This window comes from Streptomyces sp. P9(2023), from assembly GCF_032436795.1.
GTDB lineage: Bacteria > Actinomycetota > Actinomycetes > Streptomycetales > Streptomycetaceae > Streptomyces.
The window spans coordinates 143,602-159,345 of sequence record NZ_JAUPWM010000010.1; the positions used below are offsets into that span (position 1 = coordinate 143,602).

Genomic DNA, 15,744 nt, shown 5'->3' on the forward strand with positions numbered 1-15,744 from the left:
GGGCCCGGCCCGTGAGCCCCGTGGGGCAGAGAATACGGAGCGTACCGGCACAGTCCAGGCCCGTTGTCCGGCATACGGACAACGGGCGGCGGCCGCCACGCCAGGACGCGCCCGTGGTGTAGACCACGAGCGCGTCGCTGACCAGCAATAATGCTGTTGTGGGGGGTGGGTCAGGTGGGGCTAGAAGGTCAGGCTCCACGAGTTGATGTAGCCGGTGTCACCCGAGGCCACATCGCGGACCTGCAGCTTCCAGGCACCGTTGGCGACCTCGCTCGACGCGTCGACCGTGTACGTGGCCGTGACGTTGTCGGCGCTGTCCGAGCCGGAGGAGGCCTTCAGGTTGCGCACCGTGCCGTCGGGGGCGACCAGGTCGACGACCAGGTCCCCGCGCCAGGTGTGCTTGATGTCCACGTCGACCTTGAGGGCGGCGGGGGCGTTGCCGGTGCGGCCGGTGACGGAGATCGTGGACGACACGGTGGTGTTGTCGGCGATCGCCACGTCGGTCGCGTTGGTGAAGACGGTACCGGTCGGCGGCGTCGTGGTGGTGACGGCGTTCACGGTCTTCGCGGCGTCGGCGATGCCGGCTCCGCAGCCGCCGGTGCACGTACCGGGCAGCGGGCGGGCGTTGGCCTTGATCGCGGACTCGATCTCGGCCGGGGTGAGGCTCGTCTTCGCCGACTTGAGCAGCGCGGCCAGGCCGGCGATGTGCGGCGCGGCCATCGAGGTGCCCTGGTAGGGCGCGTAGTTCTCCGTCGACTGGGTCGTCGCGCCGGAGTTCAGCGTGGAGAGGATGCCGTTCTGCGGGGTGGTGATGGTGCCCGGCGTGTCGGTCGCGCGGCGGGTCTCGCCGCCCGGCGCGGCCACGTCCACGATGGTGCCGTAGTTCGAGTAGAACGAACGGTTGCCCTCGCGGCTGGTGGACGCCACCGAAATGACGTTCGCGCAGTTGGCGGGGGTGAAGCCGGAGGTGTTGGCGTTGCTGTTGCCCGCGGCGACGACGACCGTGGTACCGCGCGAGACGGCGCCGTTGATCGCGTTCTGGTACACGCTCGGGCAGGTGGAACTGGCGCCGCCCAGGCTCAGGTTGATGACCTTCGCCGGGGTCGCGTTGGCCGCGACACCCGGGACGGAGCCGCCGGACGCCCACGTGATGGCATCGGCGATGTCGGCGGACGAGCCGCCGCACTTGCCGAGCACGCGCACGGGCTGGATCTTCGCGTTGTACGCGATGCCCGCGATGCCCTTGGAGTTGTTGGTGACCGCGCCGATGGTGCCGGCCACGTGGGTGCCGTGCCAGGAGGAGTTGGAGGCCGGGGAGCCGGCTCCGCACTCGTTGGCGGTGGCGTTCCAGTCGCCCTCGTCCTTGGCGTTCGCGTCACGGCCGTTGCCGTCGCGGGCGTCAGCGGAGTCGGAGATGAAGTCGTAACCGTTGACGACGTTGGCCGCGAGGTCGCTGTGGTCCGCGTAGCCGGTGTCGATCACGGCGACCGTGACGCCGGAGCCGGTCGTCTTGTCCCAGGCGGTCGGGACGTTCATGCCGCCGGTGGCCTCGACGAGGTCCCACTGCTTGGCGTAGTCGGTGTCGTTCGGGGTGACCGCCATCGCGTACGCGCGGATGTCGGGCTCGACCGAGGCGACCTGCGGGTCGGCGCGGAAGGCCTTCATGACCTCGGCGACGTCCTGCTTGGTGGCGCTGCCACCCAGGTCGACCAGCGCGCCGCCGCCGGCGAGGCGGCGTTCGAAGGCGAGGCGCTCGCCGGTCGCGGCGCCCTTGGCGGCCGCGTCCGTCTTCGCCGCGGCGTTGGAGCCGGCCTCGGCGGTGCGGGACTTGTAGGTGACGATGACCTTCTCGACGGGCGCGTCGGGCAGTGCGGTCATCGCCTGCGCGGCCGGAACCGGCTTCGGGGTGACCGCGGCCGGGGCGGCGGCGAACGCCCCGGTGGAAGTGGCAGCGGCGCCGATGATCGAGGCGCTCGCGACCACGACGGATATGAGTCTCCGCCTGGAACTGTTCAAGGTGTTCCCTTTCGGCACGACGTAGGTGCGGAGCAGTGGCGGCGGCGCGGGAGCCACGGGGCGAAGTGGGGTCGCCTCCGTCGGTCCCTTGGGCTTGGGGAGCCCGTGCGCCGCCACCGGCGACGCGACGGCCCGGGTCAAGGCCGCCACCGGCGGACACTACCCACCGCTCCACATGGACCTGACAGGCGGGTGGCTCGGGGGGCGGGGTTTCTGCCGGTGCGGCAGACAGTAGGGAACGCCGAGATGAACCCGATACGGGGAAAACCCTTGTCACCCCCCGAGGGGGGTGGGGGTGGGCGTGAAGGGTGCGCGGGGGGTTGCGGAAGGCCGGGGGCGGGGGGCGCGGTCGGGCGTGGTGAGGCGCCGGCCGTTGTAGAGGGCGCGGTCATGCGCGGTGCGGCGTCGGCCGAGAGGGAGGGCGCCGGCGCGTCGGCCGCTGGGGAGGGCGCGGTACGTCAGCCGAGTTCGAGGGTGGTGACGCCGAAGACCCGGTCCTGCGTGATCGGCCGGACCGGCCCGGTGTACATCCGGGCCGTCTCGAACGTCGGCTCAAGGCCCCGGTCGAGCGCGAGGCGGGCCGCCGCCTGATTGGCCTCCGGCATGTCGATCGCGATCCGCGCCGAGCCGAACGCCCGCGCCTCGGCGGCCAGGGCGTCGAGGAGGGCGGCAGCGTCGACGGGCGTGTCGGCGAACAGGTGCCCGACGCGCGCCTCGTCCTCGGAGGGCCGCACCACGCCGTACCCCGTCACGCGCCCGTCGACGACCCGGGCCAGGGCCCGGTGGCCGGGCGTGGCCAGCCACGGCGCGAGGAAGCGGGGGCGCTCGGCGTGGTGGCAGGCGCTGTCGTACGCGGCGAGGGCGGCGGGGTCGACGTCGTGGGCCGGGACGACGGACGGGTCGGGCGCGCCGGGAGCACCGGGGGCCCCGGGGACGGCCGGGCCGGTGGGCTCGCCGACGTACCGAGCCGTGCGGTGGGCGGAGGAGAAGCCGGAGCGGCGGTAGTTGTCCTGCTGGTCGGGCACCCCGTCGAGCCCGACGGTCCGGTCGCCGGCGTGGGTGAGGGCGGTGCGCCAGGTGGCGAGGCCGTGGCCGAGGCCGCGGAGGTCCGGGCGGACGAGATAGAAGCCGAGGAAGGCGTACGTCTCGCTGTAGTTGACCACCGAGATGGCGGAGACGGGCTCCCCGTCGACCCGCCCGAGGAAGAACCCCTCGGGATCCTGCGCGAAGAACGCCGCCGAGTCCGACACCCCCGGGTTCCACCCCTCGGCGACGGCCCACCGCCGGACTACATCCCAGTCCTGGAGGGTTGCGCGGGAGACCTGGAGCGAGCCGGTGGCGGGGAGCGTCACGAGGGTCCTTCGGCGGCCGAGGGAGTATCAGAAACCGGTCAAAGCGCACCGAGCATAGCGACCACCGGAACCTCCCGAACGCCCCGGCGAAGCTTTCCGGCCGCGGGCCGGGGGCCGGGGGCCGGGGACCGCGCCGCGGACCGGGGCCGCGGTGCCGGTCGCGCCGAGGGCCGGGTCGCGCTGCGGGGAGGCCGGGGCCGCGTAGCCGGACTCACCCCGCCAGCCGCAAGGTCGTCGCCGCGACGCCCACGTGGATCGTCTGGCCCCACGTCAGGGCCAGGATGTCCGATTCCATACCGTCGCCGAAGGCGACCAGGCGGTCCGACTCCACCGTGAGGCGCAGGGTCGTGCCGGACGGAAGGACGCCCTCCACCCGCGTCGTGCCCGTCGTCGGCGAGGGCCACGCCTCTCGGACGAACCAGGCGAGGCGCCGGGCCGTCGGGCCGGGGAGCGCAAGGGAGCTGGACCGCTCGTGCCAGAGGGAACGCAGCCAGCCCGTCGCGCCCGTGCCCGTACCGACCAGGACGCCCGAGGACGCCTGGGCTTCGGGGGGTGCCGGCGCCGTGCCGCCGCCCTCGACCGCGAGGGTGTAGCGGGCGGTCTGGTGGCTCGGCGGCCCGAGGTAGACCTCGTTCAGGGCGAGGAGCCGCTGCGCGTCGTCCGTCACGGCCTCCACCATCGTGAGCTCGTCCACCCCTGCCCCGGCCCCCGGCCGGGCGGCCGACCTCAGCAACGCCGCCGTGTCCGCCGCCCGGTGCCGGACGAGGACGCCCGGGTTCCGGCCCGGGTCGGTGTCGATGCCGACGACCGGCTGCCCGTCCAGGTACTTGGCGGCGTTGGCCACCAGACCGTCCTGGCCGACCACCACGACAACGTCCTCGGGACCGAATAGGAACCGGTCCAGGTCCGCCCGCTCCACCCGCGCCTGCCGCCACGACAACGGCACCGCCGCCGCGACCTCCGCGAGGCCCGCCCGGTTCCGCTCGTGCCGCCGCCGTACGTCCTCGATGCTCCGGCCCCGGCTCGACAGGAAGAAGGCCGCCTGTCCGTGCGTACCGTGCCGGGCGAGCAACTCCTCGTACTCCGAGGTGCGGTGCACGAGCACCGCGCGCGGCGCCAGGCTCACGACGCCGTCCCGCCGCCGCCCCCGCCCAGCCTGCCGAGCAGCGTGGTCAGTACATCCGGGGACACGGTCACGCTCTCGATCCGGGGCAGGTTCTCCGCCGCCCGGGTCGCCGCCAGCGCGTGCAGCGTGCCCGCGTCGACCTCCCCGTGCACGCGCAGCCACGCCGCCTGGGCCTCCGCCCGTGCCGCGCCGACCTCGCGCGCCGCCTCCGCCTCGGCCCGCGCGAGCCGCACCTTCCGTACCGCCTCGGCCTCCGCCCGTACGGAGTCGGCGGCGGCGCTCTCCTCCGCCTCCCGCCGCGCGTTGGTGCCGCGCTGGTCGACGAGCCGCTCCTCCTGCCGGGCCAGTTCGATCTTGCTGGCGAGCTCGTTCTCGGCGATGGTCCGCTCGCGTTCGACGGCCACGGCCCGGCGCTCGTAGGTGGCCCGGTCGGCCTCCTGCTGGATCTGCTCGCGGGCGGGCGTGCGCAGCGCCCGCTCGACCTCCGGCTCCGGGCGGATCGCCACCACCCGTACCGCGACCACCTCGATCCCGGTGGCGGGCAGCCGCGGTTCGGCCGCCAGCCCGTCCGCGATCCGGTCCCGCACCGCCGCCACCCCGTCGACGAGCGCCGCCGCCAGCAGGGTGCGCGCGAGGACGTCGAGGGCATGCTGCTGGGCCGTCTCGGTGAGCAGCGTGGCGATCTGCTCCAGCGGCGCGCCGCGCCACGCGCCCGTGTCCGGGTCGATGGAGAAGTCGAGGCGGGTGGCGGCCGCGTCCGGTTCGCCGATCCGGTACGTGACGGTGGACTGCACGCTCACGTCCTGGAAGTCGGCGGTCCGGGCGTGGAACGCCATCGCCAACTCCCGGTCGTTCACCGGCACTTCGGAGAGCGCGGCGGACAGCGAGCGGTACCAGAAGCTGAGCCCGGCCCCGTCGTGGACCAGGCGTCCGCGCCGGTGGTGGCGGATGTGCGCGGTGGGCGCGGACCGCAGATGGCGCCAGCCGGCGCGGCGGGTGATGTCGGCCATGGGAACTCCCCCTTGTCGTCATCTTGACGATAGGGGTCCTGGGTCCTTTTGGTCAAGATGACGAAATCGGCGGCTCCGGGGTCGGCGGCTCCGGGGGTGGGGGCGGGGAAAACCCGTGCAGGTGGGCCGAGACGTCCTCGTGCGCGAGGCGGCGCAGGGACAGCAGGATCGGCTCGTACAGCATCGTGTACGCGACCGCCGCCTCGATCGCCTCCTCCAGGACCGGGTATTCCTCCATCGTCGCGTACTCCTCGGCGGCGATCGGGTGCATGACCTCGGCGTACCGCCGGATGTGTTCGGTGGCGCCGTTGTAGCCCAGGGAGCGGAGCGTCATGACCGCACGGGTCAGCGTGGCGAGCGCGGGTGCCTCGTCGAACACCTGCCAGCCCATCTCGGTGAGCAGCCCGCGCATCTCGGCGAAGACCTCGTCCCAGCGGGCGCGTTCCGGGTCGGCGGGGTCGGGCGGGGAGACGTGGGGGCCCAGCATGTACGCGGCGATGCCGACGCGCTCGTGGCGGCCGAAGGCGGGGTCGTCCGCGACCGCCAGGACGTCCCGGGCCTGCTGGATCGTCATCCCGCCGACCGTGAGGAGGGCCCGGACCAGCCGCAGCCTGCGCAGGTGCTCCTCGCCGTAGTCGGACTGGCGGGCGGTGACGGGGGTGCCCGGCGGCAGGAGTCCCTCACGCAGGTAGTACTTCACGGTGGCCACGGACACGCCGCCGCGGTCGCTCAACTCGGAGAGGCGCAAAAGGGGTTCACCGTTCCCATCGTCTCGACACGGTTACCGGGGAGTTCTACTCTGAGGTCCAAGGATAGTTCAGCTATCCAACTAGCGGAGGGTGGCAGACCATGTCTCGGAACTTCGGCGTCGGGCAGGCGATGAGACTCCTGGGCTCGCCCGAGTGGAACCGTGGCGGCCCGGAGCGTCGCGCCGAGCGCCGACGGGTGCGGAGGGGCCGCTTCATGGCGGCGAACGGTGAGCCGGTGGCGGTGCTGCTGATCGGCGCCCGCGTGAACCGCTGGCGCTCGCCGCGCGGCTGGTTCCCGGTGTTCACGGCCATGCCGCGCATGCTGAAGGAGTTGCGGGCGGACCCGGAGAGCGGGCTGCTCGGGTACCGGATGCTGCTCGGGCCGTCGTTCGGCGAGGTGACGATCGTGCAGTACTGGCGCCGGGCCGGCGACATCCGGGCGTACGCGGGGGACGCGGGGCGCAAGCACCGCCCGGCGCAGAGCGCGTACTGGCGGCGGTACTTCGCGAGCAACGGTGCGGTGGGGATCTGGCACGAGATGTACTCGGTACGGGCGGGCGCCTACTCGGCGCTCTACGGGGACATGCCCCCGACGGGCCTGGGCGCGCTGCTCGGCCTCGAACCGGCCGTCCCGTCGGAGCACGGCGGCTACCAACGCTCGACGGATCCGATCTTCGCAGCCCAGGTGAGGGGGGACGGGCCGGGGGAGGCGGGGCCGACGGGTGGGGGTGAGGCGGGATAGCCGGGCTGAGGGTACTGCCGGGGGGCGAGGGGCGGGCGGCCGAGGGTGGGGTGAGCCGCGTGGTCGTGTTGCCGTGCCGCGAGAGGTGGGGCCGCCAGAGGTCAAGCGAGCCGCGCTGCGGGCGCTGACGAGGGGCGGGGGAGCCGGGGCGGCGGATCGGCTCGCGGGCCGGTCGGCCGGCGACGGGCCGGGCATGGGGGATCGGCTCGCGGGCCCGTCAGCCGGCAATGGGTGCGGGCGCGGGGGTGGTGGCGGGGGGTGTCTCCTCCGTACGGGAGGAGAGGAGTGGCTGCCCGGAGGCGACGACCGGGGACGGGGACGGGGTTACGGGGGCGGTTCTCGTCCCGGTCGTGAGGAGCACCACCCCGCGTGCTGCCACCACCGACGCGGCGGCCGCGACCAGCCATCCCCACACGCCCGCGCGGAACGTCTCACCGAGCAGCGCCATGCCGATGACGGCCGCGGCGGCAGGGTTGGAGAGGTTCACGACGGCCAGCGGGGCGGCGAGGCCGCCCTGATAGGCGGTCTGCGAGAGCAGGAGCCCGCCCACGGCGAACGCGGCGATCAGTACCGCGACGAGGGTCGTCTGCCACCAGGCCGGCACCCCGCCCGGCAACTCGCGCGCGAGCGCGGCGGTGAGCGTCTGGGTCAGCGCGGACCCGACTCCGGAAGCAACCCCGGAAGCCGTCGCAAACCCCAGCCCCCGCCCCCGCCGCGGCGCGTGTGCCGAGTCGGCGGGCGCGGTCGGTTGGACGGGTGCCGCGTCGCTGGGCGCAGGCGGCTGGGCTTGTGCCAAGCCGCCGGGCGCTGCCGGGCCGCTGTGCGAGCCCGTGTTGCCTCGCGTTGCCGGGCGGGGTTGCGTTGCCGCACTGGCTTGCGCTGCTGTGCCGCCAAGAGCCGCCGGGCCTGGTTGCGTCGTCGTGCCGCCCTGCGCTGTCGCGACGATTCGCGGTGCCGCGTCGGTCTGCGGCTGTCCGCCGGTCTGCGCCGCCGGGCTGGCGCGCGGCATGTCAACGAACCGCGTCGCCGCGCCGACCTGCGGCTGCCCGCCGACCCGCGCCGCCGGTCCGGTCCGGGCTGGCCCGCCGATGCGTACCCCCGGGCCGGACGGCGCCGGCCCGCCGGTCATCGCCTCCGCGTTGGCCTGAGGCTGTCCGCCGGTGCGCGCCGTCGCGCTGGTGTGCGGCTGACCGCCGGTCTGCCCATTCGCGATGGCCTGCGCTGGCTCGCCCGCCATCGCCTCCGTGCCGGCCTCCGGTCGTCGGCCGGTCTGCGCCTCCGCGTTGGCCTCCAGCTGTCCGCCGGTGCGCGGCGTCGCGCCGGCCTCCAGTCGCCCGCCGATCCGCGCCTCCGCGCCGGCCTCCGGCCACTCGTCACCCCGCGAGGTCTCCGCGCCCGGCGCCTCCGTGCCGCCACGCCTCCGTACGTGTCCGAGTAGGCCACCGACGCGGGTGCCGGACGTCAGGGTTGCGATCAGGAGGGCTGTCGCCGCCGCGACGATCAGGGCTTCGCGGAGGGTCAGGGCGTCGCCGGGGGTTGCCGGGCCGGTGACCGAGATCAGGGCGACGAGGCCGGCCAGTGTCCAGAGGGCGCCGCGCCACTCCGTGCGGGTCACCCGTCGACGGGCGCAGTACGCGCCGAGGGGCAGCGCCGCCACGAGCGTGAGTGCGCCGAGCGGCTGAACGAGCGTCAGCGGGCCGTAGTGCAGCGCGGCCACGTGCGCGAGCGCGCCCGCCGCGTTGAGGCCGACCGCCCACCACCACTGCCCGCGCGCCAGCAGCGCCCGGAGTGCGCCGCCGGCGGAGGCCGAGGCCAGCCGGGACTGGGCGACCGCCGCCAGGGCGTACCCGGCCGCGGAGACGAGGGAGAGCAGGACCGCGAGCACGGTGCCCTGAGCGCCGCCGCTCATCGCACAACCCTCGCCGGGAGAGCTGCCCCGACGCGCCGCTGCTCGGCGGGACCCGTGCCCGGGGCCCGTACCACCGCGAGCGCGATCCCCAGCAGCGCCGCCGCCGCGAGCGCGTCGAACCAGTAGTGGTTGGCCGTCCCGACGATCACCAGCAGGGTCAGCGCCGGGTGCAGCAGCCACCACCACCGCGCCCGCGAGCGCGTCGCCGCGATCAGGCCGATGGCGACCATCAGCGCCCAGCCGAAGTGGAGCGACGGCATCGCCGCGAACTGGTTCGCCATCGAGTCGGTCTCGGGCGTCGCGCCGTAGACCGACGGCCCGTACACCCGCGCGGTGTCGACGAGCCCCGTCGCCGCGAGCATCCGCGGCGGCGCCAGCGGCATCAGCAGATGCAGGGCGAGCGCGGCGGCCGTGAGGAGCGCCAGGACCCGGCGGGACCAGAGGTAGTGGGCGGGCCTGCGCCAGTAGAGCCAGGCCAGGAAGGCGGCGGTGGCCGGGAAGTGCACGGCCGCGTAATAGGTGTTGGCCGCCCGTACGAGCGGTTCGCCGTTCATCAGGAGCGCCTGTACCGAACCCTCGCCGGGCAGATGGAACGCCCGCTCCACGTCCCAGATCCGGTCCGCGTTGCGGAAGGCCCGCAGCTCGTGGCCGTTCGCGAAGAGCCGGCCGAACTTGTAGACGAGGAAGAGCGCGGTGACCAGCAGCAGCTCGCGCAGCAGCGGCGGCCGAGCGGGAGCGGGAGCGTGACCGGGAGCGGTGCCCCCTGGCTCTGCCGACTGCGACCCCCGCTCCGTCGCTATCGGCTCCGGCTCCGCCGCCTCCGGCCTCGGCTCCGGTCCGGCGGGACGTGGCCCTGCTGTCCCGCGTACCCCGGTAGCCATGGCGCGGCCCCTTATCCGTCAAATCGGCAACAAACGGAGGAAGCCTAGGCTCGAATCCATCGAGACGCAACCGTCTCGATACGTTTGCGTCTCGATTGTGCACCCTCTACTCTCGTATGTGCAGACAGCTGTCCGGGAGGAAGCCATGTCCACGCAGGCCGCGACCGCCGCCGCCCGCCGTAGCAAGATCACCCCTGAGCGGGAGACCGAGCTGTACGAGGCCGTGCTCTGCCTGCTCCGCGAGGGCGGTTACGACGCGGTGACCATGGAGGGCGTCGCGTCCCGCACCAAGTGCGGAAAGGCGACGCTCTACCGCCAGTGGGGGACCAAGCCGCAGCTCGTCACGGCCGCCCTCGCCAAGCAGCGCTGCACGTTCTTCGCCGGCATCGACACCGGTTCCCTCGCGGGCGACCTCCGTGAGGCCGCGCACGTCGCCGCGACCCGCCGCGACCGGGACGCCGAGCTGATGGAGGCCGTCAGCCAGGCGTACATCCAGCACCCCGACCTGCGCGCGGCGCTCCGCGAGACCGTCATCAGCCCGGAGGTGGCGGCGCTCGACGCGATCCTCCGCCGGGCCGTCGAGCGCGGTGAGATCGACGGCGACAACCCGGCCATCGGCTTCGTCGCGCCCTGCTTCCTCGGCATGCTCCGCATCGAGCGGCTCTTCGAGGAGCGGTTCGCCGACGCCTCGACCATGCGCGTCTTCGTCGACTCCGTACTGCTGCCCGCACTGCTGCCGGCGGGGCGCGTCGCGGTGTGACCGCCCGGGCCGTCCGGCACGCTGGACCCATGTCCTCCCGCGCACCCGGCGCCGACGTACACGTCCGACGGGTCTACGAAACCCCGTCCCCGGACGACGGCGTCCGCGTCCTCGTCGACCGCCTCTGGCCGCGTGGCCTCGCCAAGGCCGACGCCCACGTCGACGAGTGGCCCAAGGCGCTCACCCCGTCCACCGAACTGCGCCGCTGGTACCACGGCTCGGAGGGCACGTACGAGGAGTTCTGCCGACGGTACGAGGCCGAGCTCGCCGAACCCGCCGCCGCCGAGGCCCTCGACCGGCTGCGGACCCTCGCCGACCAGGGCCGCGTCACCCTCCTCACCGCCGCCAAGGACCCGGCCGTCAGCCACACCTCCGTACTCGAACGTGCGCTGAACGACTCCGCGGCGTAGCCAGGGGTGCTCGGTGCCGGTCACCATGGTTGCCCGAGTTCCGCACCTTCCCGTACCGGAGGCGCCGCGTGGACCCGACATCGGAAGGCGACCAGGACCAGGAGCACCAGCACCGCGAGCACCAGCACCGCGAGCACCAGCGGCTCGACGCGCTCCAGGGCGACCCGTACCCCCTCTACGCCCGTGCGCGACAGACCGACGGACTGACCTTCGTCCCCGAACTCGACGCCTGGCTGGTCGCCCGCGACGCCGACGTCCGCGAGGTACTGCTGCGGCCCGAGGGCTTCTCCTCCACCCACGCCCTGCGCCCCGACATCCTGCCGACGCCCGCCGTCTTCGGCGTCCTCGCCCGCGGCTTCGGCGGACGGCCCACCGTCGTCTCCACCGACGGCGCCGCCCACCGGCGCCACCGCGCCCCGATCAACAGCGGCCTCTCCGCCGCGCGCGTCGCCGCCCTCACGCCGTACGCCACCGAGGTCGCCACCGCCCTCGTGGACGGCTTCGCCGACGACGGCCACACCGAACTGATGGCCTCCTACGCCGGCCGGCTCCCCGGAGCCGTCATAGGCCGGCTCATCGGCTTCGCCCCCGAGGACGTTCCGGCCGCCGTGCACGGCGGACACCGCGCCGAACAGCTCCTCTTCCGCCCGATGGACGAGGACGAACAGCTCGCCGCGGCCGAGGACGTGGTCGCCCTCCAGCACCTCCTGGAGCGCTACGCCCGCGACCGTCGCGCCCACCCGCGCGACGACCTCTGCTCAGCGATGGTCGCCGCACTCGCGCCGGCAGCCGCCCCCGGAACGACCCCCGACCTCGCCCCCGACCTCACCTCCGACCAGCGCGCCGAACTCGTCGCCAACCTCCAGAACTTCCTCATCGCCGGACACCTCACCACCACCGCCCTCATCGGCACCGCAGTCCTCCACCTCCTGCGCCACCGCGACCAGTGGGAACTGCTCTGCTCCCGGCCCGACCTCATACCCGGGGCGGTGGAGGAAGCCGTCCGATACGACACCGCCGTCCAGGGATTCCGCCGTACGACCACCCGGCAGCTCGTGCTCGCGGGCACCGAACTGCCCGCCGGGGCAACCGTCTTCGTCGCGTACGGCTCCGCCAACCGCGACGCGGCACGCCACCGGGACGCCGACACCTTCGACATCACGCGGCCCGCGAGCCCCACCCGCCATGTCGGCTTCGGCCACGGCACGCACGGCTGCCCGGGATCCCAGCTGGCCCGTACGCAACTCCAGCTCACCCTGGAGCTGTTCACCCGCCGCTTCCCCGGACTGCGGCCGGCCGAGGACCGGGAGGTCGTGATGCGGCCGACCCTGATCCACCGCTCACCCCAGGAACTGCCACTCGTCTGGTGAAACCCGGTCACTCCCCGAGCAGCCGTGGCGCCTCGGCGGCGGCGTCCGTCACCTCGCCCGCACGGGCCGCCAACGCACGCGCCCACCGGACGAGTCCGCCGACATCGATCCCGTACGGGCGGACATCCGGATCGTTCTGCCCGGAGATCCGCGCCGCCCCGCGCAGCAGCAGCCGTGCCCCGCCGGCCGCGTTGCCCCGTGCGGCGTGCGTCAGCCCCACCGCCAGCTGGGCGAGCCCCTGCCACAGGTCCCGCTCGCCCGCCGGGCCGCTCTTCCAGGCGTCCTCGAAGACCTCGTGCGCGTGGAACGGCATCCCCGCGTCGAGCAGCCGCTGCGCCTCGCGCACGGTCTCGGCCGGCGTCCGCACGACGCCCTCGGGCTGCCTGGGCACACCCTCGACCCCGTACGGCAACGGCCGCCCGAGCCCGTCCCGTGGCCGCTCACTGCGCGCCCGACCCTCCGCGTCCCGGTCCCTCGGCATCCTGTCCACGGCCCCATTCTCCCCCCGAGGGCGCCCGGCCTGCGCGAATGCGTGCCGCCACGTGTCCGGGGGTGCGTCCCGCGGTCGCACGGAGTGAGGTAATGTTCTCTTGCACGCCGCCACCGGGGAACAGACCGGGGGCACGGGCATCGGGACGTGGCGCAGCTTGGTAGCGCACTTGACTGGGGGTCAAGGGGTCGCAGGTTCAAATCCTGTCGTCCCGACTTTTCGAAGTCGCAGGTCAGGGGCCGTTTCAGAGCAATCTGAAACGGCCCCTTGATCGTTTTTGGGGACCAGTTGGGGACCAACGCACTTGACCGGGGTGAAGCGCACCTTGACCCGGTCAAGATGCGCCAGTTCTCTCCTGTCACGGATGGCAGCGCGCCCCGGTCCTTCGGTGTCGGCAAGGGTGGAAATGGCGGTGCGTCAGCCGCCGCAGGTCGAGCAGGGCAGTGACCTCCACGGAGCCCGTCCGGTAGTTCTTGCGTACCCCGGTGGCGACAGGGAGTGCCCGGTCGGGGGGACCTGCCCAACGCGTTCGCCACCGGACGCGAAGCCGACCACGCCGTGGTCTGCGTGACCACGGGCCTCATGCGCCGCCTGGAGACCGTGACTGACTTGACATCGCTGCACCGAGAGAGGCCATTTGGGTGATGGTGCTGTCGGCACCGGCGGCCACCTCGCGTAGCCTCGTTACCAGAGAGGCACCGACAACTATTCCGCCACCGCTTCGCCGGTCGCGGTGTAAAGGGGTGCTGGATGTCGATGACGAGTCGGCGTGATCTGCTGGCGAGATCTGCGGGAGCGGTGGCGGTCGCCCTCGTGCCCGGCTCCGGCGTGGCAAGGGTGCCCACACCACGGGAGCGGCCGGTCACTACGCCCGATGGGCGCGTGGACTGGGACGCCTTGCGGGCGCAGTTTCGTCTGGAGCCGGGATGGGTGAACCTTGCGTTGTTCTACCTGGCCTCGCATCCGAAGGTGGTGCGGGATGCGGTGGATCATCTGAGCGCACAGGTCGACGCGAATCCTCTGTCGGTGCCCACGGGGATGGCGTTGCCCGACGGTCCGACCGGATGGCCTCGGGTACGTCAGGCGCTCGCGGCCTATCTGGGAGGCCGGGCCGAGGACATCGCGATGACGGCGAGCACGAGTATCGGGCTGGGAGTCGTCTACAACGGCGTCGTGACCCGTCCGGGACAAGAGTTCCTGCTGACGGAGCACGACCACATCTCCCATCGCACCGCCGCCCGGTTGGCCGCCGAAAAGCATGGCAACTCGGTGCGGCTGGTGTCCTGGTTCGCTGACCCGGCCACCGCGACGGTGGACGGCATCGCAGCGGCAGTCGGCGAGGCGATACGCCCGAACACCCGAGTCGTAGGGATCACCTGGGTGCAGTCGAGCACGGGGCTTCGGATGCCGGTGCGTGCGGTGGCCGAGGTGGTACGCCGGGCCAATGAAGGGCGCAGCCCTGCCGAACGGTGCCTGCTGGTCGTCGACGGCGTGCACGGGCTGGCGGCGGTCGACGAGGACGCCGCCGGCCTGGGCGCGGACGTGGTGATCGCCGGAACGCACAAATGGCTGTTCGGTCCCAGGGGAACGGGGCTGGTCTGGGTGGCGCCGGACGTCCTCGAGCAGCTGCGGCCCGCGTTCGTGAGCTTCATCGGGAGCGGGGGAGCGGCGGCCCTGTCCCCTGGCGGGTTCCTGGCGTTCGAGCATGCCTTCGCCCTGCCGGTGGCGGTAGCGCTGCATGAGCAGTTGAGCCGAGCACGCGTCGCCGCCCGCATCACGCAGCTGTCGACGCGGGTGAAGCAAGGACTGAGCCGCATCCCCCGTGTCACAGTGCACACCCCTGCTGACCCGGAGCTGTCAGCGGGCATCACGTGTTTCAGCGTGGCCGGACACACTCATCACCAGGTCGTCGACCACGCCGCCGCCCGCCGCGTGCGGCTATCCACCTTGACCTACACCCGCATCGGCACCGCCGTCATCAACACCCCAGCAGAGATTGACACCGCACTCGACAGCCTGGCTGATCTCACCCGCTGAAAGCCGTTCTGGGCTTCCCCCGGGCCTCACTGGGGCGTTCGGCACGGGGCCCGGCGACGGGCGGGAGAGGGTTCCGTAGAGCGCAGGGCGGCGAAGGCCCACATGTAGCCGACAGCGGCCAAGCGTCGGTTCATGTCCCGGCCGGGCCCTGACCCTGCTCGCGATCGCGGTAGGGCCGTATACCCGAAATTGCTCGATCCTGCAGGTCAACCCAGCGGCAACCCCGACTTCTTCAGGGGCAGACAGCTACGCCTCCTACCAGAGAATCCAGGGCATTCACGCTGCCCGATCAGACCTCCACCTTGCTGTCGGGCCGCATTGCCGGCGGACGCCTGAGGGCGACCAGGTTCGGCCCGCCGATGACCGCCGGGCCGGCCCGATGCCTCGCCGTATGTCAGTGGTGATCGCCGCTTGCCACAGAGAGGCGCTAGGTCTTCCCCGCGTCCTGGGACTCGTAGATCCCGTCCTGGGTAGCCGCGAGGATGTGCCGCTCGTCGACGGCGGTCAGGGCCTGGGGTTGTCCTCCCGGCACCGTAGCCGTCTTCTTCCATGTGGCCCCGCCGTCCGAACTGCTGCTCAGAGCGCCGGTGAAGTCGACGCCGAACAACGCGCCCGGCGATCCCCAGGACAGGTACTCCATCCCCGCCCCCTCGCCGGAACCGAAGGTTGCACCTCCGTCCGTGCTCCGTGCGACGCCCTCCGCCGTGGTGGCGACGACCTGGCTCGGGTCCTCTGGGTTGACTGCGAAACGGCCGACGGTGTGCATGACGAACACGGCGAATGCGAGCAGTCCGACGAGCAGGAGGTGCCCCAGGACACAGCCTGTGCGTACATCTGGGCTCGCGTTCACTTTCGACCTCCGCGCGGGACACTATCAACCGCCGCAGGGCGT

Annotated in this window: 13 protein-coding genes, 1 tRNA gene and 1 pseudogene; 6 read left to right on the forward strand and 9 right to left on the reverse strand. The window is 73.0% G+C overall.

Annotated elements, in window-relative coordinates; all coding sequences use genetic code 11:
- Nucleotides 1-180: 180 nt before the first annotated feature.
- The 5 genes from Q5762_RS17075 to Q5762_RS17095 form a co-directional block, all read right to left on the reverse strand.
- The gene (locus Q5762_RS17075) at nucleotides 181-1,878 is read right to left on the reverse strand and encodes a S8 family peptidase (RefSeq protein ID WP_399495186.1); all 1,698 of its coding nucleotides are present in this window, start codon (nucleotides 1,876-1,878) and stop codon (nucleotides 181-183) included.
- 596 nt (nucleotides 1,879-2,474) lie between these two features.
- A complete protein-coding gene (locus Q5762_RS17080; protein ID WP_315892970.1) occupies nucleotides 2,475-3,368 on the reverse strand; it encodes a GNAT family N-acetyltransferase in 894 nt (297 codons plus the stop codon).
- Nucleotides 3,369-3,579: 211 nt separating this feature from the next.
- Nucleotides 3,580-4,494 (reverse strand): hypothetical protein, encoded by a 915-nt coding sequence (locus Q5762_RS17085; RefSeq protein WP_315892971.1) that lies wholly within the window; start codon nucleotides 4,492-4,494, stop codon nucleotides 3,580-3,582.
- Complete coding sequence (locus Q5762_RS17090; protein WP_315892972.1) at nucleotides 4,491-5,504, reverse strand: SPFH domain-containing protein; 1,014 nt, start codon at nucleotides 5,502-5,504, stop codon at nucleotides 4,491-4,493. The genes Q5762_RS17085 and Q5762_RS17090 overlap by 4 nt, the downstream gene beginning before the upstream one ends.
- A gap of 52 nt (nucleotides 5,505-5,556) precedes the next feature.
- Nucleotides 5,557-6,252 (reverse strand): MerR family transcriptional regulator, encoded by a 696-nt coding sequence (locus Q5762_RS17095; RefSeq protein ID WP_315892973.1) that lies wholly within the window; start codon nucleotides 6,250-6,252, stop codon nucleotides 5,557-5,559.
- A gap of 101 nt (nucleotides 6,253-6,353) precedes the next feature.
- On the opposite strand from Q5762_RS17095, the gene Q5762_RS17100 reads away from it, so the two are divergent.
- Entirely contained in the window at nucleotides 6,354-6,995 is a 642-nt protein-coding gene (locus tag Q5762_RS17100; RefSeq protein ID WP_315892974.1) for a DUF4188 domain-containing protein, read from the forward strand.
- A gap of 1,441 nt (nucleotides 6,996-8,436) precedes the next feature.
- Here the strand turns inward: Q5762_RS17100 and Q5762_RS17110 are convergent.
- Nucleotides 8,437-8,904 (reverse strand): annotated as a pseudogene (locus Q5762_RS17110) (DMT family transporter); the annotation flags it as partial.
- Nucleotides 8,901-9,785, reverse strand: coding sequence for a phosphatase PAP2 family protein (locus Q5762_RS17115; protein ID WP_315892975.1), 885 nt, complete (start codon nucleotides 9,783-9,785; stop codon nucleotides 8,901-8,903). The pseudogene Q5762_RS17110 and the gene Q5762_RS17115, both read right to left, overlap by 4 nt.
- A gap of 145 nt (nucleotides 9,786-9,930) precedes the next feature.
- On the opposite strand from Q5762_RS17115, the gene Q5762_RS17120 reads away from it, so the two are divergent.
- The 3 genes from Q5762_RS17120 (at nucleotide 9,931) to Q5762_RS17130 (ending at nucleotide 12,325) form a co-directional block, all read left to right on the forward strand.
- Nucleotides 9,931-10,545 (forward strand): TetR/AcrR family transcriptional regulator, encoded by a 615-nt coding sequence (locus Q5762_RS17120; RefSeq protein ID WP_315892976.1) that lies wholly within the window; start codon nucleotides 9,931-9,933, stop codon nucleotides 10,543-10,545.
- A gap of 29 nt (nucleotides 10,546-10,574) precedes the next feature.
- Nucleotides 10,575-10,955, forward strand: a complete 381-nt coding sequence (locus Q5762_RS17125; RefSeq protein ID WP_315892977.1) for a DUF488 family protein — start codon at nucleotides 10,575-10,577, stop codon at nucleotides 10,953-10,955.
- A 68-nt stretch (nucleotides 10,956-11,023) separates the two neighbouring features.
- Nucleotides 11,024-12,325: a cytochrome P450 gene (locus Q5762_RS17130; RefSeq protein ID WP_315892978.1), complete on the forward strand. Its 1,302-nt coding sequence runs from the start codon at nucleotides 11,024-11,026 to the stop codon at nucleotides 12,323-12,325.
- A gap of 7 nt (nucleotides 12,326-12,332) precedes the next feature.
- Here Q5762_RS17130 and Q5762_RS17135 read toward each other — a convergent pair whose 3' ends face one another.
- Nucleotides 12,333-12,806, reverse strand: coding sequence for a DUF309 domain-containing protein (locus Q5762_RS17135; RefSeq protein WP_315893033.1), 474 nt, complete (start codon nucleotides 12,804-12,806; stop codon nucleotides 12,333-12,335).
- A gap of 150 nt (nucleotides 12,807-12,956) precedes the next feature.
- Between Q5762_RS17135 and Q5762_RS17140 the strand changes: the two genes are divergently transcribed.
- Both Q5762_RS17140 and Q5762_RS17145 read left to right on the forward strand, forming a co-directional pair.
- Nucleotides 12,957-13,030, forward strand: a tRNA-Pro gene (locus Q5762_RS17140).
- Nucleotides 13,031-13,697: 667 nt separating this feature from the next.
- On the forward strand, nucleotides 13,698-14,852 hold the full coding sequence (locus Q5762_RS17145; protein WP_315892979.1) for an aminotransferase class V-fold PLP-dependent enzyme: 1,155 nt from the start codon (nucleotides 13,698-13,700) through the stop codon (nucleotides 14,850-14,852).
- 427 nt (nucleotides 14,853-15,279) lie between these two features.
- On the opposite strand, the gene Q5762_RS17150 is transcribed toward Q5762_RS17145, so the two are convergent.
- Complete coding sequence (locus Q5762_RS17150) at nucleotides 15,280-15,702, reverse strand: hypothetical protein (protein WP_315892980.1); 423 nt, start codon at nucleotides 15,700-15,702, stop codon at nucleotides 15,280-15,282.
- Between the last annotated feature and the right edge of the window lie 42 nt (nucleotides 15,703-15,744).

Excerpts from the sequence above, each read along its gene's own strand:
- Q5762_RS17075 (WP_399495186.1), bottom strand. The coding sequence starts at position 1,878 with ATGACCGCACTGCCCGACGCGCCCGTCGAGAAGGTCATCGTCACCTAC.
- Q5762_RS17090 (WP_315892972.1), bottom strand. The coding sequence starts at position 5,504 with ATGGCCGACATCACCCGCCGCGCCGGCTGGCGCCATCTGCGGTCCGCG.
- Q5762_RS17100 (WP_315892974.1), top strand. The coding sequence starts at position 6,354 with ATGTCTCGGAACTTCGGCGTCGGGCAGGCGATGAGACTCCTGGGCTCG.
- Q5762_RS17115 (WP_315892975.1), bottom strand. The coding sequence starts at position 9,785 with ATGGCTACCGGGGTACGCGGGACAGCAGGGCCACGTCCCGCCGGACCG.
- Q5762_RS17120 (WP_315892976.1), top strand. The coding sequence starts at position 9,931 with ATGTCCACGCAGGCCGCGACCGCCGCCGCCCGCCGTAGCAAGATCACC.
- Q5762_RS17125 (WP_315892977.1), top strand. The coding sequence starts at position 10,575 with ATGTCCTCCCGCGCACCCGGCGCCGACGTACACGTCCGACGGGTCTAC.
- Q5762_RS17135 (WP_315893033.1), bottom strand. The coding sequence starts at position 12,806 with ATGCCGAGGGACCGGGACGCGGAGGGTCGGGCGCGCAGTGAGCGGCCA.